Annotated in this window: 24 protein-coding genes and 1 tRNA gene; 11 read left to right on the top strand and 14 right to left on the bottom strand. The window is 71.2% G+C overall.

Going from position 1 to position 22,914, the window contains the following annotated elements:
- Positions 1-197: 197 nt before the first annotated feature.
- Positions 198-1,631, top strand: coding sequence for a peptidoglycan-binding protein (locus ABZT49_RS01745; protein WP_355282196.1), 1,434 nt, complete (start codon positions 198-200; stop codon positions 1,629-1,631).
- Positions 1,632-1,777: 146 nt separating this feature from the next.
- Positions 1,778-1,984, top strand: a complete 207-nt coding sequence (locus ABZT49_RS01740) for a hypothetical protein (protein WP_355282193.1) — start codon at positions 1,778-1,780, stop codon at positions 1,982-1,984.
- Positions 1,985-2,005: 21 nt separating this feature from the next.
- On the opposite strand, the gene ABZT49_RS01735 is transcribed toward ABZT49_RS01740, so the two are convergent.
- The 5 genes from ABZT49_RS01735 to ABZT49_RS01715 form a co-directional block, all read right to left on the bottom strand.
- Complete coding sequence (locus ABZT49_RS01735) at positions 2,006-2,641, bottom strand: hypothetical protein (protein ID WP_355282190.1); 636 nt, start codon at positions 2,639-2,641, stop codon at positions 2,006-2,008.
- 85 nt (positions 2,642-2,726) lie between these two features.
- Positions 2,727-2,969, bottom strand: a complete 243-nt coding sequence (locus ABZT49_RS01730) for a hypothetical protein (RefSeq protein ID WP_355282188.1) — start codon at positions 2,967-2,969, stop codon at positions 2,727-2,729.
- A gap of 180 nt (positions 2,970-3,149) precedes the next feature.
- Positions 3,150-3,226: transfer RNA gene (locus ABZT49_RS01725), tRNA-Arg, on the bottom strand.
- Between the two features lie 71 nt (positions 3,227-3,297).
- Positions 3,298-4,362: a phosphoesterase gene (locus ABZT49_RS01720; RefSeq protein WP_355282186.1), complete on the bottom strand. Its 1,065-nt coding sequence runs from the start codon at positions 4,360-4,362 to the stop codon at positions 3,298-3,300.
- The gene (locus ABZT49_RS01715) at positions 4,359-4,604 is read right to left on the bottom strand and encodes a hypothetical protein (RefSeq protein WP_355282183.1); all 246 of its coding nucleotides are present in this window, start codon (positions 4,602-4,604) and stop codon (positions 4,359-4,361) included. Before ABZT49_RS01715 ends, ABZT49_RS01720 begins: the two co-directional genes overlap by 4 nt.
- Positions 4,605-4,850: 246 nt before the next feature.
- Between ABZT49_RS01715 and ABZT49_RS01710 the strand changes: the two genes are divergently transcribed.
- Positions 4,851-6,179: an MFS transporter gene (locus tag ABZT49_RS01710; protein WP_355282181.1), complete on the top strand. Its 1,329-nt coding sequence runs from the start codon at positions 4,851-4,853 to the stop codon at positions 6,177-6,179.
- A gap of 48 nt (positions 6,180-6,227) precedes the next feature.
- On the opposite strand, the gene xylB is transcribed toward ABZT49_RS01710, so the two are convergent.
- The 7 genes from xylB to ABZT49_RS01675 form a co-directional block, all read right to left on the bottom strand.
- Positions 6,228-7,682, bottom strand: coding sequence for a xylulokinase (gene xylB / locus ABZT49_RS01705; protein WP_355282179.1), 1,455 nt, complete (start codon positions 7,680-7,682; stop codon positions 6,228-6,230).
- Positions 7,682-8,653 (bottom strand): carbohydrate kinase, encoded by a 972-nt coding sequence (locus ABZT49_RS01700; RefSeq protein WP_355282177.1) that lies wholly within the window; start codon positions 8,651-8,653, stop codon positions 7,682-7,684. Before ABZT49_RS01700 ends, xylB begins: the two co-directional genes overlap by 1 nt.
- Before the next feature lie 289 nt (positions 8,654-8,942).
- On the bottom strand, positions 8,943-10,046 hold the full coding sequence (locus ABZT49_RS01695) for a sn-glycerol-3-phosphate ABC transporter ATP-binding protein UgpC (RefSeq protein ID WP_355282174.1): 1,104 nt from the start codon (positions 10,044-10,046) through the stop codon (positions 8,943-8,945).
- 11 nt (positions 10,047-10,057) lie between these two features.
- The gene (locus ABZT49_RS01690) at positions 10,058-10,876 is read right to left on the bottom strand and encodes a carbohydrate ABC transporter permease (RefSeq protein WP_355282171.1); all 819 of its coding nucleotides are present in this window, start codon (positions 10,874-10,876) and stop codon (positions 10,058-10,060) included.
- Position 10,877: 1 nt separating this feature from the next.
- Positions 10,878-11,768: a sugar ABC transporter permease gene (locus ABZT49_RS01685; RefSeq protein WP_355282168.1), complete on the bottom strand. Its 891-nt coding sequence runs from the start codon at positions 11,766-11,768 to the stop codon at positions 10,878-10,880.
- Between the two features lie 307 nt (positions 11,769-12,075).
- Positions 12,076-13,386 carry an ABC transporter substrate-binding protein gene (locus ABZT49_RS01680; RefSeq protein ID WP_407943425.1) on the bottom strand — a complete coding sequence of 437 codons (1,311 nt, stop codon included), beginning with the start codon at positions 13,384-13,386 and terminating at the stop codon, positions 12,076-12,078.
- Positions 13,387-13,595: 209 nt separating this feature from the next.
- Entirely contained in the window at positions 13,596-15,086 is a 1,491-nt protein-coding gene (locus ABZT49_RS01675) for a mannitol dehydrogenase family protein (protein ID WP_355282165.1), read from the bottom strand.
- 205 nt (positions 15,087-15,291) lie between these two features.
- On the opposite strand from ABZT49_RS01675, the gene ABZT49_RS01670 reads away from it, so the two are divergent.
- The 3 genes from ABZT49_RS01670 (at position 15,292) to ABZT49_RS01660 (ending at position 16,936) form a co-directional block, all read left to right on the top strand.
- Entirely contained in the window at positions 15,292-16,167 is an 876-nt protein-coding gene (locus ABZT49_RS01670) for an alpha/beta hydrolase (RefSeq protein ID WP_355282163.1), read from the top strand.
- A 105-nt stretch (positions 16,168-16,272) separates the two neighbouring features.
- Positions 16,273-16,590, top strand: coding sequence for a DUF6516 family protein (locus ABZT49_RS01665; RefSeq protein WP_407943424.1), 318 nt, complete (start codon positions 16,273-16,275; stop codon positions 16,588-16,590).
- Positions 16,577-16,936, top strand: coding sequence for a hypothetical protein (locus ABZT49_RS01660; protein ID WP_355282160.1), 360 nt, complete (start codon positions 16,577-16,579; stop codon positions 16,934-16,936). Before ABZT49_RS01665 ends, ABZT49_RS01660 begins: the two co-directional genes overlap by 14 nt.
- Positions 16,937-16,959: 23 nt before the next feature.
- Here the strand turns inward: ABZT49_RS01660 and ABZT49_RS01655 are convergent, their stop codons facing one another.
- Positions 16,960-17,901 carry a LysR family transcriptional regulator gene (locus ABZT49_RS01655; protein WP_355282157.1) on the bottom strand — a complete coding sequence of 314 codons (942 nt, stop codon included), beginning with the start codon at positions 17,899-17,901 and terminating at the stop codon, positions 16,960-16,962.
- A 125-nt stretch (positions 17,902-18,026) separates the two neighbouring features.
- On the opposite strand from ABZT49_RS01655, the gene ABZT49_RS01650 reads away from it, so the two are divergent.
- The 4 genes from ABZT49_RS01650 (at position 18,027) to ABZT49_RS01635 (ending at position 21,139) form a co-directional block, all read left to right on the top strand.
- Positions 18,027-18,641: a YceI family protein gene (locus tag ABZT49_RS01650; protein ID WP_355282154.1), complete on the top strand. Its 615-nt coding sequence runs from the start codon at positions 18,027-18,029 to the stop codon at positions 18,639-18,641.
- Between the two features lie 37 nt (positions 18,642-18,678).
- Positions 18,679-19,275: a cytochrome b gene (locus tag ABZT49_RS01645; RefSeq protein WP_355282152.1), complete on the top strand. Its 597-nt coding sequence runs from the start codon at positions 18,679-18,681 to the stop codon at positions 19,273-19,275.
- Positions 19,276-19,286: 11 nt separating this feature from the next.
- Complete coding sequence (locus ABZT49_RS01640) at positions 19,287-19,847, top strand: YceI family protein (RefSeq protein WP_355282150.1); 561 nt, start codon at positions 19,287-19,289, stop codon at positions 19,845-19,847.
- Between the two features lie 491 nt (positions 19,848-20,338).
- A complete protein-coding gene (locus tag ABZT49_RS01635; protein ID WP_355282147.1) occupies positions 20,339-21,139 on the top strand; it encodes an SDR family oxidoreductase in 801 nt (266 codons plus the stop codon).
- 322 nt (positions 21,140-21,461) lie between these two features.
- Here the strand turns inward: ABZT49_RS01635 and ABZT49_RS01630 are convergent, their stop codons facing one another.
- A complete protein-coding gene (locus ABZT49_RS01630) occupies positions 21,462-21,722 on the bottom strand; it encodes a hypothetical protein (protein WP_355282144.1) in 261 nt (86 codons plus the stop codon).
- Between the two features lie 226 nt (positions 21,723-21,948).
- Between ABZT49_RS01630 and ABZT49_RS01625 the strand changes: the two genes are divergently transcribed.
- Positions 21,949-22,866 (top strand): 50S ribosomal protein L11 methyltransferase, encoded by a 918-nt coding sequence (locus ABZT49_RS01625; protein WP_355282395.1) that lies wholly within the window; start codon positions 21,949-21,951, stop codon positions 22,864-22,866.
- Positions 22,867-22,914: the final 48 nt, after the last annotated feature.

Here is a 22,914-nt window from a genome sequence, read left to right as displayed (position 1 = left end):
AGCCTAAGCAGCGCCCGAGCGCGGTGCAATCCGATGTCGCTCCGAAGCGATCGATTTCGCCCGGTCTTGGGTCGTTGCAGCTTCCACTTCGTCCCGTCGTGGAACGATCCGGCCCGGAGGCCGGAACGACGCTCAGGGCAGCTGGAAGTCCGGCCCCGTCTCTGCCAAGGTCTGGCGCCTCGTCTTCGGAGAGCCCGATGCCGCGCCCCGCCCGCCTGCTCGCCGCCGGCCTCGTGCCGCTCCTCGCCTGCGCCGGCCTCGCCCCGGCGGCCGTCGCCCAGATGCCCGCTCCGCAAGCACCCGCCGGGCAATTGCCCGCCGCGAAGGCGCCGGCCCCGCGTCCCGCGGCCACGCCCGATCCCGCTTTCGAAGCGGCCCGCGTCGCCTTCGAAGCCCGGCCCGAGGCGGAGCGCCGGGCGGTGCAGGACGCCCTGGTCTGGGCCGGCAGCTACAACAGCGTCGTCACCGGCGCCTTCGGCCGGCGCACCTACGAGGCGATCGGCGCCTGGCAGGCGAAGGCGGGCGCCCCCGCCACCGGGACTGCCGGGATTTTGGACGAGCCCGCCCGCGCCGCGCTGCTCACCGCCGGCGAGGCGGCGCGCCGGGCGGCCCGCTTCACCGTGGCGGCGGATCCCGCCACCGGCCTCGTGATCGGCGTGCCGGAAAGGCTCATGTCGAAGCGCAGCCGGGTGGCCGGCGGCACCCGCTGGCAGAGCCCGGACGGGCGCGTCACCCTCGACACCCGGGCCTATGCCCCCGGCGAGACCGACCTCGACGCTCTGTTCGCGCAGGGCGCCGCGTCCAGCCCTGAGCGCAAGGTGACCTACACCCTCAAGCGCCCCGACTTCACGGTCGTCACCGGCGAGACCGCGGGCGGCAAGTTCTACATCCGCCACGCCGCCGGCCCGGCGGGCCTGCGCGGCTTCACCCTCTCCTACGACAAGGCCTCGGCCCGGGAGATGGACCGGCTGGTGATCGCCATCGCCAACAGCTTCGTGCCCTTCCCGGGCGAGGCCCCGGCGGCGGCCCCGCGCCCGGTCGCGGCGGTGGCGGAGCCGGTCGCTCCGGCGACAGCACCCGCGACCGCCACCGGCCTCGTCGTCGCGCCCCGTCGGATCGTCTCGGTGCTGCCCGGCTCCTGCCCGGGGCCCCTCGTCGCCGGCACTCCGGTCCGGGTGCTGCGGCGCGACGACGCCACCGGTCTCGCGCTCCTCGACGGCGCCACCCCGCCGGCCGCAGGCACGGCCTCGCCCGCCCTCGCACCGGCCCCGGCCGCCCCGGGCGAGGCCGCGCTCGTGCTCGCGACCGGTCCCGACGGCCCGACCGTGACCACCGGCGAGGTCGCGGCGGCCGGCCTCCTCGCCCCGCTCCAGCCCGGCGCCGCCGGCGCCCCGGTCCTCGACCGCGCCGGCCGCCTCCTCGGCCTCGTCGCCCGCCTGCCGGCGCAGCCCCGCCTCATCGCCGGCGTGCTGCCCCCGCTCACCCATCCCCTCGTCGGCCTGCCGGCGCTCAAGGCCCTCCTCGGCCCCGACGCCCGGACGGCCCCCGCCGGCGACGCCCCGCCGCTCACCGCCGGCGCGATCGCCGGACGCTTCGCCGGAGCGGTGGTGGGGGTGCGGTGCGGCGGGTGAGGGTGGTGCGCGGACGGTCCTCGCGTCCGGGCAGGTGACGCGCCTCCCCCGTTCGGCGACGCCGCCTCCCCGGAGGTCGACCCATCGGAGAAGGTGGTCCGGCGCCGGCTTTGCGCTACGCTCGTCTGACGAGGCGGGAGCGGACGATGCGGCGCGCGATCCTGGGACTTCTGGTTCCGGTGTTTCTGACTCTTCTGCCGACCACGGCAGCGGAAGCTGCCTCGGCCGATGCGATGGAGGCCCAACGCTGCATCTGGCGCTGCGGCGACGCCACCGGCCTGCGCCAGCCGGCCTACGACCGGTGCATCAAGCGGCAATGCGACACCGGGCAGACGAAGCGCCGGCGGCGGTGAGGAACGGCCGATCCGGCGCGTCTACTTCTCCGGCCACCCGATCGTGATCGATGACAGGGACGGCTTGACGGCCCGCAACGCAGGGTCGGACGAACCGAATTCCTTCTCGCCGGAGACCTTGTCGATTGCCCGGCCCTTCACATTGGGATCCGGATTGAAGCGAGCGGACAGGCTGCACCCGCCGGCCAAGCGATCGAGCCTGCCGCCCTTCCAGCCCATTCCGTAGCCGCCGTAATCCCAACCGAAGCCGTTGATCTGGAACGGCTTCTCGTTGGCGGCCTCGACCTCGTCGAGGCCCGCCCCCAGTCCGATCGCCGCGCGCGCCGCGCCGGGCGTGCGCACCAGCCACGCCGACCGGTCCTTCACGGTGATGCCGGTCAAGCCCCGTCGCTTGCCCGTATCCCACCAGCTGATCTCGAGACGACGGGCCGGGTCCTTCGGATAGACGATCGTGCCCGGCACGGTTTCGCCCTCGGCGCCGTCGAGCTTGCCGCGGACGACGTTCTCCTTGCCGAAGCGCTCGATGAGCGCGGCCTCGTCCGTCCTCTTCGAGAAGTCGGCGCAGTCGAGGATCGGGCGCTTGGCCGATGCAGCCTGTGTCAAGGCGGTCCCCGTGCTTGCAATCAGCAAGCAAGTCGCGAAGGACACCACTTTCATGACAGGCCGCCCTTCGCTCAAGGTGCTGCGCCGACACCTCCCCAGACGCACCCTGCGCGCAGAGGAGGGCTGGAGATTGGTCGACTCAGCCGCCCGGCGTCCAGTCGATCGTGGGCTTCTGCGACAGGATCCGCTCGAAGTAATCCGCCACTGCCTGAGCGCCGCTCGCATGCATCATCGCGACGGGATGGGCGAGATAGGCCCGCGCCAGATCGAGCGGGATCTCGCCGGCCTGGAGCGCGCCCAGCACCGCGTCGATGAAAGCGTCGTTGGCCTCGTTGAAGTCGGACGAGAGCTTCTTGCGGTCGTTGAGCGCCTTGATCGGCATCGTGCGAGTCGTCCTCTCGAAGGTCTGCCCGGCCGCTGGGGCGGGGCGCCCATCCTCAGAGGCGAGGCAAGGTGCGTTATCCAACCACACCGAGGCGCAGTGTGGCGCTCGCTGCTTCCGCAGCGCTTCCACGACCCAATCAAAATCGGGGTCGCAAACCAGCTAAATCATCAAGGGAAATGGCGCACCCGACACGATTCGAACGTGTGACCTTTGCCTTCGGAGGGCAACGCTCTATCCAGCTGAGCTACGGGTGCTGACCGCGAAGCCTCTGTAGCCCGGCTCCGCCCGGAGCGCAACAGGGAAAGGGGCGGTGGGTGCGCCCGCCTCACGCCGCGGCGTCGGGCCCGAAGCCGAGCCCGGCGACGAAGCAGTTCCAGGTTTCCCGCGTCACCTGCCCGCCCGTGGCGCGCCGGTGGCCTTGCGCGAACTGGTCGTCGGGGCCCAGCGGCGGGGCGCGTTCCTGCAGGAAGGTGATCAGGTCGGGTTCAGTCGCGCTGCGGGCGGCGAAGTGGACGAAGCCCGCGCGAAACCCCGCATTGGCGCCGATCACCACCTGCCGGTGCAGGCGATGGGTCCAGGACTGGGCCACGAGCGGGTGAATCTGGCAGGGCGAGTCGCAGCGGATCAGCGCGACCGGGCCGGCGAAGAGCGGCGGCACCGTGCGGGCGGCGTCGAGCGCCGCTTTCACTTCGGCGCGGGCCTGCCGCAGCGCCTCGCCGTCGGGCGAGGCGTCGGAGACGACGGCGTCCGGCCCGTCCGCCCGCAGCAGCAGGCGCAGGGCGGGCGCGGCGTCTCCGCGGCTGGAGCGGCGCGGGGCGTTCACCAGGCTCACGGCCTCGCGCAGCGCCTTGAGGGTGCCGAATCGCCGCGCACCCGCCATCACGGCGGGGAACTGCGCCGCGCTCGCGCGCTCGCCGAGATCGCCCACGGCCCCGAGGGCGGCGAGCCAGACCAGCGCCTCGGCCTCCGCCTCGCCGATGAGCGCGGCCGCGCAGGCCTGGGCGAGGAGGCTCGAGGTCGGCGTCGGCTCCGCGCCGTAGCCGCTGATGACGGTCGCGACCTCCGGGCCGGGCTCGCTGCGCGGCACGTGGTGATCGACGAGGATCGTCGGCACCCCGGGTAGGATCGGCTCCGCCTGCACGCCGAGATCGGTGACAATCATGCCAGCGACCGGCGGACCGGCGGCGAGCTCGGCCCGGACCGCATCGGACCAGGCGCTCTCGCCGCGCCCGATCACCCGCACCCGCGCCGGGCCATGCGACGTGACCGCGAAGGCCCGGGCGAGGATCGCGCCGGCCGACAGGCCGTCGGCATCGTCGTGGCACAAAACCACCGGCGTGCCGGCGCCGAACCGGTCGAGGGTCTCCGTGAAGCCCGCGACGGTCGTCACGGCCGCGCTTCGGCCCGGAGGCTGGCGACGAACCGGCGCGCGATCTCGCGCACGGCCTCGTCGTCCTGCGTCGCGCCGCCGCCCGGATCGCCGAGATGGTCGATGCTGCCGTCGAGGGCGTCGAGCAGGTCCGGGTGCCGCCCGGCGAGGAAGCGGAGGGTTGTGAACAGCAGGTGCTCGGCGACGATCTCGCGCCGGCGGGCCTGGATGGTCGGGTCGGAGGGGGCTTGGGTGTCGGTCATGCCGGGGCAACACGCGGAAGCGCCCGCGGTTCTGCCCGGCGCGCCCTTGTTCCACCGGTCGGTCCGGCGTCGGGCTCCCCGTCTCGGCCCGGGTTCCGTCCGGGGAGGCGGAGGCCGCCTCGTCGCGAAAAGTACGGTACAATCAAACAGCTAAGGCATCGCCGATTGCAACGCGATCGGGTGATGCTCTAGAGAGCGTCCAGAGCCGCGGCTCGGCAACAATACCCTCAGGGCAGGAAACTCACCGTGGAAGAGATCGAAACCAGGACGATCCGCAAGGTCATGTGGCGGCTGATGCCGTTTCTGGTCGTTTGCTACTTCGTTGCCTACCTCGACCGGGTCAATGTCGGCTTCGCCAAGCTGCAGATGAACGCGGCCCTCGGGCTGTCGGAAGCCGCCTATGGCTTCGGCGCCGGGCTGTTCTTCATCGCCTACTTCCTGCTCGAAGTGCCGTCGAACCTGGCGCTCGACAAGTTCGGCGCCCGGCTCTGGATCGCCCGCATCATGTTCAGCTGGGGCCTCATCTCGGCCCTGTTCGCCTTCATCTCGCCGATCTCGCGGGCGACCGGGATCTCGAACGAGTACGTGTTCTACATCCTGCGCTTCCTGCTCGGCATCGCCGAGGCGGGCTTCTTCCCGGGCATCATCTTCTACCTGACGCTGTGGTTCCCGTCGGTCTACCGCGCCCGCGTCGTGGCGATGTTCATGCTGGCGATCCCGTTCTCGTCGATCGTCGGCGCGCCGGTCTCGGGCGCCCTCCTGAACATCACCGGGGGTGGGCTCGACGGCTGGCAGTGGCTCTTCATCCTCGAGGCGCTGCCGTCGATCGTGATGTCGGTCGTCGTCATCCTCTACCTCACCGATCGCCCGGCCCAGGCGAACTGGCTGCAGGCCGACGAGAAGACCTGGCTCGAGGCGCGTCTCGAGACCGAGCGCAAGCAGAAGGTCGCCGTCGAGCACATGAGCATCGGCAAGGCGCTCTCGGATCCGCGGGTGCTGGCCTGCTCGTTCGTGTATTTCTGCCTGAACGCGGCGAGCTACGGCGTGGCGTTCTTCCTGCCGACCATCGTCAAGGGGTTCGGGGTCAGCAACTTCCAGACCGGCCTGCTCTCCGCGCTGCCCTTCGTGTTCGGGGCGGTCGGGATGGTGCTGCTGGGTCGCAGCTCGGACCGCACGCTGAAGCGCCGGGAGCACGTCTGCTTCGCCATGATCGTCGCGGCGGTCGGCGTCGCCGGGGCGGGGCTGGTCTCGAGCCCGGTCCTGATCCTCGGGCTGCTCTGCCTGAGCCAGATCGGCGTCTCGGCGACGCCGCCGCTGCTCTGGCCGATCCCGAGCGCCTTCCTCACCGGCAGCTCGGCCGCGGCCGGCATCGCGGCGATCAACTCGATCGGCAACCTGTCCGGCTTCGCGGGGCCCTACGTCATGGGCTACCTCAAGGACCTGACCGGCACCTTCACCGCCGGCCTGCTCGTGCTCGGCGCCGTCACCCTCGCGGGCGGCCTCGTGGCGATGACCCTCAAGGTCAGCCGCGACCTGGAGGACGCGACGGCCCGCAAGGCGGCGCCGGCGGAGTGAGGCGATCACGCGGACGGCCGGACCGTGGGGTCCGGCCGTCCGCGGGCTTCAGCCGGCGAGCGCTTTCAAGGCCGGGTACAGCGCGCGATAGCGCACGAGCCGCTCGGCATAGGCCTCGGCCAGGCCCGGCTCCGGCAGCACCATCGCGCCGCGCTCCGGCGGCGTGCAGACCGCCTCCGGCGCTTCGCCGGTCACCGCCAGGCGGGCGAGGCGGGCCGCCCCGAAGGCGCCGCCATGCTCGCCCTCGGCGAGCGGGCGCAGGGGCAGGTCGAGGACGCTCGCCAGGATGCGGATCCACTCGCCCGATCGCGAGCCGCCACCGATGACGTCCGCCGCCTCGATCCGCGTGCCGGAGGCCCGCACCGCGTCGAGGCTGTCGCGCAGCGAGAACGCAACCCCCTCCATCACCGCCTGCGTCAGGGCCGCCCGCTCGGTGCCCGCCGACAGGCCCGCGAAGGCGCCGCGCACCGCGCCGTCGTTGTGCGGCGTGCGCTCGCCGGCGAGGTAGGGCAGGAACAGGGCCTCGCTCGGGCGCTCCACCGGGCCGATTTCCGCCACCAGGCGCGCCTCGTCCATGCCCGCGATGCCGGCCCACCAGGCGAGCGAGGCGGCGGCCGAGAGGGTCACGCCCATCTGGTGCCAGCGGCCCGGCAGGGCGTGGCAGAAGGCGTGGACCGCGCCCTCCGGATAGGGCCGCGCCCCGTCGGTATTGGCGAACAGCACGCCGGAGGTGCCGAGCGACACGAAGGCGTCGCCGGGCCGGATCGCCCCGAGCCCGACCGCGCCGGCGGCGTTGTCGCCCGCGCCCCCGGCGAGGAGCGGCGGGCTCGCCATGCCCCAGAGCCGGGCGAGGTCCGGGCGCAGCCGACCCGCTTCCTGCGAGCCCTCGACGAGGCGCGGCATTGCGGCGGGCAAGAGCCCGGTCGCCGCCAGCGCCTCGCCCGACCAGGTCCGGGCCGCGACGTCGAGCCAGAGGGTGCCGGAGGCGTCTGACATCTCCTCGATCGCCTCACCGGTGAGCGCGAGACGCAGCCAGGCCTTCGGCAGCAGGATTCGGGCGGTTCTCGAAAAAATCTCCGGCTCGTGGCGGCGCACCCAGAGCAGCTTCGGGGCGGTGAAGCCCGGCATGGCGATGTTGCCGGCGACCCGGCGCAGGTCCGGCCAGGCCGCTTCCAGGGCGGCGCATTCTGCGCTGGCCCGGGTGTCGTTCCACAGGATGCAGGGACGCAGCACGCGATCGTCCGCGTCGAGGAGCACCGCGCCGTGCTGCTGGCCCGACAGGCCGATACCCCGGACCGCCGCGAGCTCCGCCGGGTGGCGCGTCTTCAGGGTGTCGAGGACCTGCTCCAGGGCGCTCCACCACTGCGCCGGATCCTGCTCGCTCCAGCCCGGATGCGGACGGCTGACGGTCAGCGGCGCGGTGGCGCTGCCGACGACGGCTTGCGCGTCGTCGACCAGGACGGCCTTGAGGCCGGAGGTGCCGAGATCGAGACCGAGATACATCAGGCGGACACTTTTCCGGAGAGCACCGACAGGAGGTCGCCGCGGGTCGGCAGGTCGGCGCCGAGCCGGGTGCAGGTGATGCCGGCCGCCGCCACCGCCTCGGACAGGATGTCCTGCAGGGCCTCGGCGTCGAGGCCTAGCAGCGCGTCACGGGTCAGCCGCCCGTCCTGGTCGAGGCGGGCCAGCAGAGCGGCGTGGAAGGTGTCGCCGGCGCCGACCGTGTCGATCACCGTGACGGGGCGGCCCGGGACGGCGACCCGTCCGGCGGCGTGGTAGGCCCGCGCCCCGTCCGGCCCGGCGGTGACGACGACGAGCGCCACGCCTACGTCGAGCCAGCCCCGCGCGATGGATGCCTCGTCGGCTCGCGTCCCGTAGGCCGCTCGCAGGTCCTCGTCGGAGAGCTTGACGATGTCGGCGTTGGCCACAAGTTCGCCGAACCGCGCATGCCAGCGGTCGAGATTCGGGATCAGGCCGAGGCGCAGGTTGGGATCGAGGCTGATCACCCGCCGCCGCGCCTCGCGCGCGGCAAGGGCCGCGTAGGCCGTGCCGACCGGCTCGGCCACCAGCGAGAACGATCCCATGGCGATCGCCCGGACGCGCTCGGGCAGAGCCGCCGGCAGCTCGGCGGGGCCGAGATCGGCATGCGCGCAGGCTTCGGCGTGGAAGGTGTAGGCGGGGTGGCCGTCGGCGCCGGTCGAGACGATGGCGAGCGGCGTCGGCCGCTGGCTCTCCTTGGCGAAGGCGAGATCGACGCCCTCCGCCGCCAGCCGGTCGGCCAGCATCCGCCCGAACGCGTCGGCGGACAGTCCGGCCAGGAAGGCGCTGTCGGCCCCGAGCCGGCGGATGCCGATCGCCAGGTTGAACGGCGAGCCCCCCGCCACCGCCAAAGCCGGCAAGCCGCCGCGCTCCGGCGCCGGGCGTCCGGATTCGACGAAGAGGTCGATCAGGGCTTCGCCGCAGACCAGGATCATGGAAGGTTCTCCAGGCGGCAGGTGAGTTCGCGCAACCGGTTGTGCGCCCCCCTCTCCCCGCGGGCGGGGAGAGGGCTTTGGTGACCTAGTCGTCACCAAAGCGAGGCGGCGCATCGATCCCGGAGGGATCGACCCGAGGGTGAGGGGGCGTTGCCGGATGTGGCTCTTCCGGCAACACCCCCTCGCCCTTCGGGCTTGCTGCATCTCCTGAACGGAGACGCAGCCCTCTCCCCGCCCGCGGGAAGAGGATAAACCAGCGTCTTAATGGATGACGTGCGCCTCTTATAGGTCACGCCGCCAGCGGATGGCGCGCCCGGTGCGGCAGGGCCCGGCCCTCGCCGTCGAACAGGTGCGTCGCCGCGGGGTCGATCGTCAGGCGGACCGCCTCGCCGGTCCGCACGGCCGCGCTGCCCTCGATCTGCGCCACAACCGTGGCACCGTCGGCGACCGCCACATGGGCGAGCGTCAGGCCGCCGAGCCGCTCGACGTGGCTCACCTCGCCGGCGAGCGCCCCGTCGGCGCCGGGCTTCAGCGCCTCCGGGCGGATGCCGAGGGTCACGCGCGTGCCGGGCGCGGCGCGGCCGGCCTCCACCGGCACCACCACCTCGCCGCCGCCGGGCAAGGCCACCCGCACGCCGGCCGGATCGGCGGCGCTCACCTGTACCGGCAGCAGGTTCATCCGCGGGCTGCCGATGAAGCCGGCGACGAACAGGTTCGCCGGGTGGTGGTAGAGTTCGAGCGGCGAGCCGACCTGCTCGATCCGCCCGGCCTGGAGCACCACGATCTTGTCGGCCATCGTCATCGCCTCGACCTGGTCGTGGGTGACGTAGATCATCGTGGCGTTGAGGTCGCGGTGGAGCCGCGCCAGCTCGATCCGCATCTGGCCGCGGAGCGCCGCATCGAGGTTCGAGAGCGGTTCGTCGAACAGGAAGATTTTGGGGTGGCGCACGATCGCCCGCCCGATCGCGACGCGCTGGCGCTGGCCGCCCGACAGGTCCTTCGGCTTGCGGTCGAGATAGGCGTCGAGCTGGAGGATGCGCGAGGCCTCCGCCACCTTGGCGGCGCGCTCCGCCTTCGAGGCGCCGGCGAGCTTGAGGGCGAAGGCCATGTTGTCGCGCACGCTCATGTGCGGATAGAGCGCGTAGGACTGGAACACCATGGCGAGGCCGCGGTCGGCCGGGCCGACGTCGTTGATGCGCTTGCCGTCGATGAAGAGGTCGCCGCCGGTGATCTCTTCCAGGCCGGCGATCATCCGGAGAAGCGTCGACTTTCCGCAACCCGAGGGGCCGACGAAGACCGCGAATTCGCGGTCGGCGATGTCGAGGTCGACGCCCTTGATGATCTCGGCGTCGCCGTAGCTCTTGCGCAATCCGCGGAGGCGAAGGGTAGCCATGGCGATGACTCCTACTTGACGGCGCCGAAGGTGAGGCCGCGCACCAGCTGGCGCTGCGACAGCCAGCCGAAGACCAGGATCGGCGCCACCGCCACCGTCGAGGCGGCGGACAGCTTGGCGAAGAACAGGCCTTGCGGGCTCGAGAACGAGGCGATGAAGGCGGTGAGCGGTGCCGCCGCTGACGAGGTGAGGTTGAGGCTCCAGAACGCCTCGTTCCAGCACAGGATCAGCGAGAGCAGCCCCGTCGAGGCGACGCCCGGCAGGGTCAGCGGCAGGAGCAGGTGCCAGACCTCCGCCCCCGTGCGGGCGCCATCCATCCGCCCGGCCTCCAGGATGTCGTTCGGCACCTCCTTGAAGAAGGTGAACAGCATCCAGACCACGATCGGCAGGTTCATCAGCGTGTAGACGAGGATGAGGCCGATGCGGCTGTCGAGGAGGCCGAGGGTGCGGAACAGGAGGTAGATCGGCACCAGCACGCCGACGGAGGGCAGCATCTTGGTCGAGAGCATCCACAACAGCGTCGAGCGGGTGCGCTTCGTCGGGTGGAAGGCCATGACGTAGGCCGCCGGGATGGCGAGCGCCAGCGCCAGCACCGTGCCGCCGACCGAGATCAGCACCGAGTTGAGCGCGAAGGAGAGGTAGTCGGCCCGGGCCAGCACGTCGCCGTAGCTCTGGAGCGTCGGCGTAAAGGTGAGCGAGGGCGTCACCGCCTCCGGCTCGCTCTTCAGGCTGGTGAGCAGCATCCACAGGAGGGGGAAGAACAGCACGAAGGCCGCGCCCCAGCCGAGGAATGCGATGCCGGCGCGCTTCAGGGGGGATTGTTTCGCCACCTCACACCTCCAGCCGGCGCGCGATGGTGCGCACGAGGAAGAACGCCACGATGTTGGCGAGGATGATCGCCACAACGCCGCCGGCCGAGGCGCCGCCTACATCGTATTGCAGCAGCGCCCGGGCGTAGATCAGGAAGGCGAGGTTGGTGGTGGCGTTGCCGGGCCCGCCCGCGGTGGTGACGTAGATCTCGGCGAAGACGGTCAGCAGAAAAATCGTCTCGATCATCACCACCACGCTGATCGCCCGGGAGAGGTGCGGCAGCACGATGTAGAAGAATTGCGCCATCGCGCCGGCGCCGTCCATGCGGGCGGCCTCCAGCTGCTCGCGGTCGAGGGACTGGACGGCGGTGAGCAGGATCAGGAGCGCGAAGGGCAGCCACTCCCATGACACGATCAGGATGACGGAGAGGAGGGGATAATCGGCGAACCAGTCGATGGCGGGAAGGCCCAGGGCGCGAGCCACGGCGCCGAAGACGCCGTAGATCGGATGCATCATCAGGTTCTTCCAGATCAGCGCCGCGACCGTGGGCATGACGAAGAACGGCGCGATCGCGAACAGCCGGGCGACGTCGCGGCCGGGGAACGGCTGGTCGAACAGCACCGCCAGCAGCGTGCCGCCGACCACCGTGATCACCAGCACCGAGCCGACGAGGAGCAGCGTGTTGGTGAGCGAGGCCCAGAAATCCGGATCGGTGACCAGGAACTCGTAATTGTCGATGCCCGCGAAGCCCGTCACCGTCGGGTCGAGCAGGTTGTAGCGCTGGAACGAGAACCACACGGTCATCACCAGCGGCACGATCATCCAGATCAGCAGCACGGTGACCGAGGGGCCGATGAGCGGCAGGCCGTTGAAGCGGCGGCCCTTGGTGGGAACCGTGATCGGTGTGGACATGCCGGTCGTCGCCTCGCGCGGCGGGGGTCGGGGCGGGGCCGCTTGCGGCCCCGGTGTCGTCGCAGTGATCTCGGACCTGACAGGACCGTACCGGGAAGAAGAATTCGCGGGATCCCCTCTCCCGTGTGGGAGAGGGGTAGGGGTGAGGGTGGCTCGGGTGCCGCCATAATCCTGAACCGCCGAGCTGCGCAGCTCGACGCTGGGAGATCAGTTCGGAACCGTCGCCACCCTCACCCCCGGCCCCTCTCCCACACGGGAGAGGGGAGTGCGCCTCTTCTTGTCCCGGGGTTGGCCCCGCAACTCGGCGCTACTTCGGATACCCCGCCTGGCGCATCGTCCGCTCGGTCGCCGATTGCGCGGCCTTGAGGGCCGCGTCGATCGTCTGCTGGCCGGTCAGCGTCGCCGCCACGGTCTGGCCGACCTGGGTGCCGATGCCCTGGAACTCCGGGATCGCCACGAATTGCGCCCCCGTATAGGGCCGCGGGTTCCGGGTCTGGCCGCTCGGGTTGGCGCTGTCGATCGCCTTCAGCACGAAGCCCGCGAAGGGCGCGGCCTTCTGGTAGTCGGGCGACGTGTAGGTCGATTCGCGGGTGCCCGGCGGCACCGCGACCCACCCATTCTCCTTGGCGACCATCTCGACATACGCCTTGCTGGTCGCCCAGGCGACGAAGGTCTTGGCGGCCTCCTTCTGCTTGGAGGAGGCCGGGATGCCGAGGTTCCAGCTCCACAGCCAGGTCGGCCCGCCCTTGAAGGTGCCGACCGGCATCGGCGCGAAGGCGACCTTGTCGGCGACCTGCGACTGCTTCGGGTCGTAGAGCAGGCCGGCCGCGACGGTCGAGTCGATCCACATCGCGCAGCGGCCGCTGGCGAACAGCGCCAGATTCTCGTTGAAGCCGTTCGAGGTCGCGCCGGGCGGGCCGTAATTCTTCAAGACGTCGGTGTAGTAGGTCAGCGCGTTCTTCCATTCCGGCGTGTCGATCGTTGTCTTCCAGCCGTCGCCGAACCACTGGCCGCCGAAGGTGTCGACGAGGGTCGTGACGTAGGCCATGTTCTCGCCCCAGCCCGGCTTGCCGCGCAGGCAGATGCCGTAGGTCTGGCTGGCCTTGTCGGTGAGCTTGGCGGCGAAGCCCTTGATCTCGTCGTAGGTCGGCGCCTCCGGCATGGTCAGGCCGGCCTTGTCGAACAGGTCCTTGCGGTAATAGGTCATCGCGCTCTCGGCGTAGAACGGCAGCGCGTAGAGCTTGCCGTCCCGGCTCACGCCTTCGCGGACGGTCTTGAGCAGGTCGTTGGCGTCGTAATCGGCCGGCAGGCCGTCCATCGGCTCGAGCCAATTTTGCTTGGCCCAGATCGGCACCTCGTAATTGCCGATGGTGAGCACGTCGAACTGGCCGGCCTTGGTGGCGATGTCGGTGGTGACGCGCTGGCGCAGCACGTTCTCCTCCAGCACCACCCAGCGCAGCTTGATGTCCGGATGCGCCTTCTCGAAGGCCGAGGACAGCTTCTGCATCACCACCATGTCGCCGTTGTTGACGGTGGCGATGGTCAGGGTCGACTCGGCCAGGGCCGGCGTGCCGGCGAGGAGGGCCCCAGCGAGCAGCAGAATGTGCGTCCGTCTCACGTCGTATCCTCCCGTCGCGCCGCTCTCACCGGGTGGGGGGCGCCGTTGCGCACAATTGGTGAGCGTCCAGCGGGACGGCGTCAAGCGGGGAGGGCGGAGGGCGGTGCCGCTGCGGCATCGTCGTCCACGCGGTTCGGGGGGTGAAGCTGATCGTCGCGCCGGTCGTCACGACCGGGACTGGGGCGGCCTGAAGGACCGCCCCGGTCGCTTCACGCCGCCCGCCGCGCTGCCTCGTCGAGCGTTGCCTGAATACCCTTCCCGTCGAGCATGCCGAGCCACTCCGCCACCGGCTCCACGAGGCGCGGGTCGTCGCCGAGCTCGCCGAAGAGCGGGCGGATGCCGAGCAGCGGGCGCGGATCGGCGCCGCCCTCGATGGCTTTCTCGCGCAGGAGCGCCGCCATCGGGTGGCGCACCTCGATCGCGCCGCCGCGCTCGTCCACGCCGCGGACCCGGCGCAGCCAGGCGGCGAGCGCCAGGGCGAGGAACGCGACGCTGCCGCCCTGCGCCAGCCGGCTGCGGATCGGATCGACCAGCACGTTGAGCGGCGCGTCGGTGTTGACCCGCTCCACCGTGTCGCGGATCGCCGGGTTGGCGAAGCGCGCCACCAGCGTGCGCTTGTACGCGGCGAGATCGATCCCGGGCACCGGCGGCACGGTCGGGCCGGTCTCCCGGTCCATCAGCGCCGTCATGACCGCCGCAATGCGCGGATCGGCCATCGATTCGTCGATCGTGACGTAGCCGGCGAGCCGCCCCAGCCCCGAGACCGCGAGGTGGCTGCCGTTGAGGAGCCGCAGCTTCATGAACTCGTAGGGCGCGACGTCCTCCACGAACTGCGCGCCGACCTTTTCCCAGGCCGGCCGCCCGGCGGGGAAGCGGTCCTCGATCACCCATTGGGTGAAGGTCTCGCTGAAGACCGGCCAGGCATCGGCGAGGCCATGGCGCTCGGCGAGGCCTGCGACGTCGGCCGGGGCGGTCACCGGGGTGATGCGGTCGACCATGGTCGAGGGGAAGACGACCTCCGTCGTGATCCAGTCGGCGAGGGACGGGTCGCGCTCGCGCGCCAGCGCCGTCACCGCGTCGCGCAGGACGTCGCCGTTGTGCTGGATGTTGTCGCAGGTCAGCGGGGTGAAGGCAGGACGACCAGCGGCGCGCCGGCGCCGCAGGGCCTCGACGATGACGCCTATCGCGCTCTTCGGCCGCTCGGGGGCGGCGAGATCCGCGCGGATCAGCGGGTGGTCGAGGTTGAGCCGCTTCGTCGCCGGGTCGAGGCAGTAGCCGTTCTCGGTCACCGTCAGGCTGACGATGCGGATCGCCAGGTCGTCGATGGCGTCGAGCACGGCCGCACTGGTCTCGCCCGCGAAGGCGACGCCGGCGAGCGACCCGATCACCGTCACGGTCTCCTCCGCGCCCTCACGCTCGACGAGGGTGTAGAGCGCGTCCTGCGGCGCCAGCGCGTCGATCATCCGCTGGTCGCCCGGCATCAGCCCGACCCCGAGGATGCCGAAGGCGAGCGCGTCCGGATCCCGCTCCATTAGGTCGTGGGTGTAGCGGGCCATGTGCGCCCGGTGAAACCCTCCGAGGCCGAGATGGACGATGCCGGCGCGCACCTGCGCCACGTCGTAGGCGGGCACCCGCACGCTCGGCGAGAGGGCGGCCAGCGTGGCGCGGCGGAGGGGCACGGGATCGCGGTCTGCGCTCATGGTCGTCGCTCCGACTGGCGGCGGGCGGAGGCGCCCGGCGTAGAGCCCCTGATTAATGCGCCCCTGCGGCAGCGTCGATGGTCCCCGCGGGTCGCGGCGCCGGTCCGGACGACGCACGAGAAGGGATTGGTGCAGGACGACCGTGGTCGTGCAATCCTGCCGTAGAGAGAACCGGGCGCTGCCTCCCGGCTCGGGAGACGCTCGCATGCATATCCTGGTGAACGGCGTGCGCCTCTTCGTCGACGTGGCGAATGCCGGCCTTGTGCCGGGTCCGGAGGGGATGCGCGAGAAGCCGGTTCTCCTGGTCCTGCATGGCGGGCCGGGCTTCGACCATGTCGCCCTCAAGGAGTCCTTCGCGAGCCTCGCCGACGTCGCCCAGGTCGTGTTCTACGACCATCGCGGCAACGGCCGCAGCGAGGGCGACGACCCCGCGACCTGGAATCTCGCGCAATGGGCCGACGACGTGAAGGGCCTGTGCGACGCCCTCGGCTTCGTGCGCCCCATCGTCTGCGGCCTGTCCTTCGGCGGCTTCGTCGCGCAGGCCTACGCCACCCGCTATCCCGACCATCCGGCCAGGCTTATCCTGCTCAGCACGGTGGCCCGGATCGATTTTTCGACCGTCTTCGCCGCCTTCGCCCGCATCGGCGGCCCGGAGGTCGGCGCCATCGCCGAGAGCTACTGGACGAACCCGACCGCCGAGGGGCGGGCGCTCTACTTCCAGCGCTGCGTGCCCTTCTACCGCCACCGCCGGGACCGGCCGCCGGCGGACCTCTCGCGGGTGATCATGCGCACGGAGGTGGCGCTGCACTTCAACGGTCCGCGCAACGAGCACGGCCGCTTCGATTTCCGTGCCGATCTCTGCCGCCTGCGCTGCCCGGTGCTGCTGATGGCGGGCGAGCACGACCCGATCGTGCCGATGTCCCTCGTCGAGGAGACCGCCGCGGCGATCCCCGCGCACCTGCAGCAGTTCAGGCGGTTGGACGGATGCAGCCACCAGATCCACGGCGACGACCCGGAGCGGGTGTTCGGCGCGATGCGGGCGTTCATCGCCGGGCCGGAGGCGTTGGCTGGGGCGGAGTGAGCAGGTCGAAGCCGTCCGGGACTGGAGAACCGAACATGGCAAAGGCGGAGATCGGGGTGGCTACGCTTCTTTCCACATCGGCGCGTTGTCCATTGACGACAACGCATGTTGTCATACTATGACAACATGGGGGCGACACTCCTCATTCGCCGTCGTATCGCATTCAGCGAACATGATTTCGCCGAGTTGGTGGTCTGGCGGGTCCCGACGCCGGTCCCACCAACGGAGCATGGGTTCAAGTATCGCCTCGTCTACATAGTGGATGGCGCTCGCATAATCGGCTTCGACAATGAGCGCGGCAAAGGCGATCACCGGCATGACGATGACCGGGAAACGCCGTATCATTTTGTCGGCATCGATCGATTGCTTGGTGACTTCGTCGAAGCCGTCGAGGTCTGGAGGAAGAGTCATGGCAAGGACTGAGATCACGGTCGGCCAGAGCCTGCGCGAGGTGGCGAAGGAGGTCGCGGCGGCCTGGAAGGCGGCGGAGGCCGGTCAGCCCGTCGCGGCCGACGACCGCCTTGTGTTCCGGGACTGGGAAACTCTGTGCGCGGTGCTGACGCCGAAGCGCCTCGATCTCCTGCGGCATCTCCGGCGCTCGCCCGAGAGCGGCATCCGCCCCCTGGCCCGGGCCCTCGGGCGGGATGTCCGGCGCGTGCACGCCGACGTGGTCGCCCTGGCCGAACTAGGGCTCGTCGTGCGGGCGGCAGATGGTGGGCTGTCGAGCGAGGTCGACGAGATCGCCTCGACGATCCGGATCGCGGCGTAGGGACGCCCGGGAGGGCAGGGGGCTCACCCCGGCCCCGCCTCCTCCCGCATCGCCGCGAGGCCGAGGCGGACGTGGTCGCGAAACAGCCGCACCCGGGCCGGCAATTCCCGGCCGGCGAGGCTGACGGCGCGCAGCACGCCGCCGCGGCTCGCCCAGTCGGGCAGCACCGGCACCAGGGCGCCCTCCTTCAGCGCCCGGGCGGCCACCAGGCTCGGGATGTGGCCGATGCCGGCGCCGGCCCGGGTCAGGCGCAGCACCGTGGCGTAGTCGGTGGCGCGGATCGCCGGCTGGGCGGTGACGTGGCCCTCGCGGCCCTGGCCGTCGGAGAGCCGCACCTGCGCCGACCCCAGGCGCTCGCGCGACAGGATCAGGTCGTGGGCGCCGAGATCGTCGAGGCTGCCCGGTGCGCCGCGGGCGGCGAGGTAGGAGGGCGCCGCGTAGAGGCCGATCATCAGGCTCGCCAGGACCGGCGCGCGGTAGCCGCTATCCTGCCCCTCGCCGCTGCCGAGGCGGAGCGCCAGGTCGATGCGGTTGGCCGCGAGGTCGAGCCGTGCATCGGTGATGAGGAGGTCGATCGTGACCTGCGGGTAGAGCCCCCGGAAGCTCGCGACGAGGTCCGGCATCACCTCGATGCCGAAATCGATCGAGGTGGTGACCCGCAGGTGGCCCCGCGGCAGGGTGCGGGCGTTGCGTGCGGTCTCCAGCGCCCCGTCGAGGAGGCCGAGGCTCTCCTGCGCCTTGGCGTGGAAGGCCAGCCCTTCCACCGTCGGCGAGACCGCCCGCGGCGTGCGCGCGAGCAGGGTGACGCCGAGTTCCTGCTCCAGCCGCGAGACGCGGCGCGAGATGCTGCCCTTGGTCTCCCCCAGAACTTCCGCCGCCTGGGTCACAGTTCCGTGATCGACGACGGCGCAGAACGCCCGCACATCGGAGAGCGCACCCCGGAAGGTTTCCGATCCAGCAACCATGCGTCCCGGTTTAGCTGTCTTACGCCCGCGACGGAACCGGCTTAATCGAAGCGCCGCCCGCGGAGCGCGGTGCCGCGAGCCCGGGTCCCGGGCCGCGCCCGTCCCGCCGACACGGAGTTGTTCACGTGAAGCTGTCCGTCCTCGCCCTCGGCCTCGTCGCCGGCCTCGCCCTCGCTGCTCCGGCCGGCGCTCAAGGGGCGGCGACCCGTGACCCCGCCCAGATCCCGGCGGGCACCTACGTGGTCGATCCCGGCCACACCCAGGCGGTGTTCACCGTCAACCATTTCGGCTTCTCGCAGTATACTGGCCTCTTCTCGGACGTCTCCGGCACCCTGGAGCTGCAGCCGGCGAAGCCCGCCGAGAGCCGCCTGAAGGTCACCATCCCGGTGAAGTCGCTCTACACCCCGAGCCAGCACATGCTGGACTCGCTGAAGAGCGACAAGTTCCTCGACGTCGCCCAGTTCCCGGAGATGACCTTCACCTCCACCAAGGTGACGCCCGAGGGCAAGGACAAGGCCAAGGTCGTCGGCGACCTGACCCTGCACGGCGTGACCAAGCCCGTCACCCTCGAGGTGACGCTGGTCGGCGCCGGCGCCAACCCGATGAACAAGAAGCAGACCGTCGGCTTCGAGGCCAAGGGCACGCTCAAGCGCTCGGATTTCGGCGTGAAGGCCTTCGTGCCGGCGGTCAGCGACGAGGTCCACCTCGTCCTCAACGGCGCCTTCGAGCGCAAGGACTAACCTCCCGGAAGCCGAAGGTCCCGCTCCCAAGGTCCCAATGTCCATGCGCACGGTCGCGACGCCCCGTCGCTACACCCTCGTCGCGATCGTGCTGCACTGGCTGATCGCCCTCGGCATCCTGGCCCTCTTGGCCCTGGGCCTCGCGATGACGCGGGGCTCACTCCCGCCGATGGATCGCTTCGCCTTCTACCAGTGGCACAAGTCCATCGGGCTCACGGTGCTGATGCTGATGGTCGTCCGCGTCGTCTGGCGGCTCTTCCACCGGCCGCCGCCCCTGCCCGAGGCGATGCCGCGGGCCGAACGGCGGGCGGCGCACCTGGCGCATCTCGCGCTCTACGGCCTGCTTCTCGCCATGCCGCTCGTCGGCTGGGCGATGGTCTCGGCCTCGCCTTACAACATCCCGACGGTGCTCTACGGGACGATCCCGTGGCCGCACCTGCCGGTCCTGCCCGAATTGCCGAACAAGGCGGCGGTCGAGGGCGCGCTGAAGCTCGTGCACAGCTACGGCGCCTGGCTGCTGATGGCTCTGCTGGTCCTGCACGTCGGCGCGGCCCTGCGCCACCACCTCGCGCTGCGCGACGACACCCTGTGGCGGATGCTGCCCCTGGTGCCGCGGCCCAGCCCGAAGCCTTGAGGTTCCTCGCGATGAAGTCTCTCGTCCTCGCCCTCGGCCTTCTCGCGGTGCCGGTCGCCGCGCAGGCCGCCGACTGGACCGTCGATCCGGCCAAGAGCCGCATCGGCTTCTCCGGCACCCAGGTCGGTGCGCCGTTCAAGGGCCGCTTCACCCGCTACGACGCGCAGATCAGCTTCGATCCGCAGAAGCCCGAGGCCGGCAAGGCCGTGGTGCTGATCGACCTGACCAGCGCCGAGACCGGCGACAAGCAGCGCGACGAGGCCCTGCCGCAGGCCGACTGGTTCAACGCCGCCAAGGACAAGCAGGCCCGCTTCGAGGCGACCCGCTTCGTCGCGAAGGGCGGCGACGCCTACGACGCCGTCGGCACGCTGACGATCCGCGGGATGCGCAAGGACGTGACCCTGCCGTTCCGCCTCACCGTCTCGGGCGGCACCGCCCACGCGGTCGGCCATCTCGACCTCGTGCGCACCGATTACGGCGTCGGCCAGGGCTCCTGGGCCAACGACTCGATGGTCGCCCTGCAGGTCGGGGTGGATGTCGACCTGACGGCGAGCGCCAAGTCGGGCGGCTGAGGGCCTGTTTGGCTTGCGATTCCGGCACCGAGAGACACTTTCGTCTCCCACCCACGACCTCATCCTGAGGTGCGAACGAAGTGAGCCTCGAAGGAGGCCTCCAGAGATCTCGGCGGGAACTGGAGGCCTCCTTCGAGGTCAGTCGATTTTCAATCGACTAACACCTCAGGATGAGGTTGTAGGTAGGATAAAATCTACTCAGCAGTCAAACAGGTTCTGAGGCCTGTCTTGACAGTCTCGACGCTCTTCGGATCATTCCGGGCTCCGCTACGCGGCCCCGGAATGACGCGGAGGGTGATAAGTCGGTAGCGGCCCATCAAACGGCTCCGAGCCCCAACCCCCTCCCGAAAGCGGCCCTTCCGGACGATCGGCGCCCGCCCGCCCGATCATCGCTCTTGCGCGACGCCGTCGTACCTTGGCAGACAAGCCGGATGGACGGCCCGCCCCGCTGAACGGGCGCAAGGGTGCCGCCGAACGGGAAGAGACGGGACATGGCCCAGAACATGGCGCAGGACACGGCGACGAATCTTGCCGGCAAGGTCGCCTGGGTGACGGGCGCGGGCAGCGGCATCGGCGAGGCGGCGGCGCTGGCCCTCGCGGGAGCGGGCGCCCGGGTGGTGCTGACCGGGCGCCGGGAGGAGCCGCTGCGGGCGCTCGCCGCGCGCATCGCGGAAGCCGGGGGCGAGGCCGTGGTCGAGCCCGGCGACGTCACCGATGCGGCCCGCATCACGGCCATCGTGGAGGGCATCGCGTCGCGGTTCGGCCGGCTCGACGTGCTGGTGAGCAATGCCGGCAGCAACGTGCGCGAGCGGCGCTGGGACGCCCTGTCGCCGCAGGGCGCGCAGGAGGTGATCCAGGCCAACCTGTCGAGCGCGTTCTACGCCTCCCTCGCGGTGCTGCCGTTGATGCGGGCCCAGGGCGACGGCGTCCTGATCCACACCGCCTCCTGGGCCGGGCGCTTCGTCAGCCCGGTGAGCGGGCCGGCCTACACGGCGGCCAAACACGCGGTCGTGGCGATGAGCCACAGCATCAACATGGAGGAATGCGTCAACGGCATCCGCTCGACGGTCCTGTGCCCGGCCGAGGTCGCGACCCCGATCCTCGACAAGCGCCCGGTGCCGGTGACGCCCGAGGACCGCGCCCGCATGCTGCAGCCCGACGACATGGCGGCGCTGATCCTGTTCGTCGCCACGCGCCCGAAGCATGTCTGCCTGAACGAGGTGGTGATCAGCCCGACCTGGAACCGCGGCTACGTGCCGGATGCCCGCCTGGGCTCGCGCCTGGGAGCGTAAGGCTCGGATGCGCCGGAGCCTGTTCGCCCGGATCCCGCGGCGTTGACACCCTGCACGTCATTCCGGGGCCGCGCAGCGGAGCCCAGAATCCAGAGCCGCAGGATGTTCAGGATAAAGCGGAGCGCAATTCGCCTCGTTCGGCATCACCTGAGTTTCCGGATTCCGGGCTCTCGCCTTCGGCGAGCCCCGGAATGACGAGGATGGTGTGAAGATTGTCCGATATCTCGAACGGGCTCTGATTTTCAGACGCGTCAGGCCCGATCGACGGCTTCGGGAGACCGCCTGCGCGATCGCCCGAAGTCGCATGGGATGCGGGCCGCTCTCAAGCGCCCCGCGACGGGGCGGCGCCGGCGGCCTCCGCGTCGGTCATTCGCTGCATCTCGTTCCGGTGCAGCCGGCTGAGCAGCATGAGCATGCGGCCCGGCAGGGCCGTATCCTCGGCGGTGAGCGGCGCCGCGCGGCGCCAGGGTGCGGCCTCGCGCGAAGTGGCGGTGTCCCGCAGGACGGGAAGATCCCGCACGGGAGTCTGAGCCGGGGCGGCGGACGCATCCGGCCGAACCTGCTCGCGAACTCGGGTACGCATCGTACGATCCTTCAACGGCCGGTTTCTGGCGACCGGCGCCGCTAAGAACGCCGATCCGGTGCGCCGGTTCCGCAGGGGCGGAGGATGATTCCCCAGCGGCAGGCCGACTGTGTCGCCGCTGCCACGTCGGCTGGAGGGCGGCAGGGCGATTCGGTTGGCGAGAGAGATGCCGCGCGGGCGTGACGGGGCGGTGACGGCGGGCGGCGCGGATGCTATGGCGCCAGGCATGCTCGAAGGCCTGCCGCCCCACCGCCCGACCCACGTGCTGCGTCTCGACACGAACGAGCGCGCGGCCCGCGCCATGACCGACCTGATCGGCGAGGTGTTCGACCCGACCGAGACCGCGGTCGCGGCCTTCGAGGCCGAGGACGGCAAGTCCTGGCACCTGGAGGCCTACTTCTCCGAGGAGCCGGACGAGGAGGCGGTGCGCGAGCTGATCCGCCCGATCCTCGGCGACGCCGCCGACGAGGCCACCTTCGCGGCGATCGACCAGCAGGACTGGGTCCGCGCCTCGCTGGAAGGGCTGAAGCCGGTGCGGGCCGGGCGCATCCTGGTCCACGGCTCGCACGACCGCGGGCGGGTGCAGCCGAACGACCTGCCGATCGAGATTGAGGCGGCGCTCGCCTTCGGCACCGGGCATCACGGCACCACCCTCGGCTGCCTGCTGGCCCTCGTCGACGAGGTGAAGCGCCGCCGTCCCCACCGCATCCTCGACGTCGGCACCGGCACCGGCATCCTGGGGCTCGCCGCCGCGCGCCTGCTGCACACGACGGTGGTCGCCGGCGACCTCGACCCGGAGGCGGTGGCGACCGCGCGGACCAACGCCGCCTTCAATGGCCTCGCCAACCTGATGGCCTTCTACGAGGCGCCGGGCCTGCGCCACCCGCTCGCCCGCCACACCCGCGCCTTCGACCTCGTCTTCGCCAACATCCTGGCCCGGCCGCTGACCCGGCTGGCGCCGAGCCTCGCCCGCGCGGTGGCGACCGACGGCACCCTAGTGCTCTCCGGCCTGATCCCCCGCGACGTGCCGGGCGTACTCTCGGCCTATGCCGCGCAAGGCTTCCGCCTGCGCCGGCGCCGCGTGATCGAAGGCTGGGCCACCCTGGAGCTGCGCCGCGGCGGCGCCGCGTCCCGGCCGCGCTGAGGCGCGAGCCCTTCTTGGGAGACTCCGCGCTGACGGCAAGCATCAAGG

This window comes from Methylobacterium sp. EM32 (genome assembly GCF_040593685.1).
Classification (GTDB): domain Bacteria; phylum Pseudomonadota; class Alphaproteobacteria; order Rhizobiales; family Beijerinckiaceae; genus Methylobacterium.
This window is presented reverse-complemented; position numbering and strand designations above follow the sequence as displayed.

Bases quoted from the DNA above. Each gene is read 5' to 3' on its own strand.
- ABZT49_RS01745 (WP_355282196.1), top strand. From the start codon at position 198: ATGCCGCGCCCCGCCCGCCTGCTCGCCGCCGGCCTCGTGCCGCTCCTC.
- ABZT49_RS01740 (WP_355282193.1), top strand. From the start codon at position 1,778: ATGCGGCGCGCGATCCTGGGACTTCTGGTTCCGGTGTTTCTGACTCTT.
- ABZT49_RS01735 (WP_355282190.1), bottom strand. From the start codon at position 2,641: ATGAAAGTGGTGTCCTTCGCGACTTGCTTGCTGATTGCAAGCACGGGG.
- ABZT49_RS01730 (WP_355282188.1), bottom strand. From the start codon at position 2,969: ATGCCGATCAAGGCGCTCAACGACCGCAAGAAGCTCTCGTCCGACTTC.
- ABZT49_RS01715 (WP_355282183.1), bottom strand. From the start codon at position 4,604: ATGACCGACACCCAAGCCCCCTCCGACCCGACCATCCAGGCCCGCCGG.
- xylB (WP_355282179.1), bottom strand. From the start codon at position 7,682: ATGTATCTCGGTCTCGATCTCGGCACCTCCGGCCTCAAGGCCGTCCTG.
- ABZT49_RS01700 (WP_355282177.1), bottom strand. From the start codon at position 8,653: ATGATCCTGGTCTGCGGCGAAGCCCTGATCGACCTCTTCGTCGAATCC.
- ABZT49_RS01695 (WP_355282174.1), bottom strand. From the start codon at position 10,046: ATGGCTACCCTTCGCCTCCGCGGATTGCGCAAGAGCTACGGCGACGCC.
- ABZT49_RS01685 (WP_355282168.1), bottom strand. From the start codon at position 11,768: ATGTCCACACCGATCACGGTTCCCACCAAGGGCCGCCGCTTCAACGGC.
- ABZT49_RS01675 (WP_355282165.1), bottom strand. From the start codon at position 15,086: ATGAGCGCAGACCGCGATCCCGTGCCCCTCCGCCGCGCCACGCTGGCC.
- ABZT49_RS01670 (WP_355282163.1), top strand. From the start codon at position 15,292: ATGCATATCCTGGTGAACGGCGTGCGCCTCTTCGTCGACGTGGCGAAT.
- ABZT49_RS01665 (WP_407943424.1), top strand. From the start codon at position 16,273: ATGTTGTCATACTATGACAACATGGGGGCGACACTCCTCATTCGCCGT.
- ABZT49_RS01660 (WP_355282160.1), top strand. From the start codon at position 16,577: ATGGCAAGGACTGAGATCACGGTCGGCCAGAGCCTGCGCGAGGTGGCG.
- ABZT49_RS01655 (WP_355282157.1), bottom strand. From the start codon at position 17,901: ATGGTTGCTGGATCGGAAACCTTCCGGGGTGCGCTCTCCGATGTGCGG.
- ABZT49_RS01645 (WP_355282152.1), top strand. From the start codon at position 18,679: ATGTCCATGCGCACGGTCGCGACGCCCCGTCGCTACACCCTCGTCGCG.
- ABZT49_RS01640 (WP_355282150.1), top strand. From the start codon at position 19,287: ATGAAGTCTCTCGTCCTCGCCCTCGGCCTTCTCGCGGTGCCGGTCGCC.
- ABZT49_RS01635 (WP_355282147.1), top strand. From the start codon at position 20,339: ATGGCCCAGAACATGGCGCAGGACACGGCGACGAATCTTGCCGGCAAG.
- ABZT49_RS01630 (WP_355282144.1), bottom strand. From the start codon at position 21,722: ATGCGTACCCGAGTTCGCGAGCAGGTTCGGCCGGATGCGTCCGCCGCC.
- ABZT49_RS01625 (WP_355282395.1), top strand. From the start codon at position 21,949: ATGCTCGAAGGCCTGCCGCCCCACCGCCCGACCCACGTGCTGCGTCTC.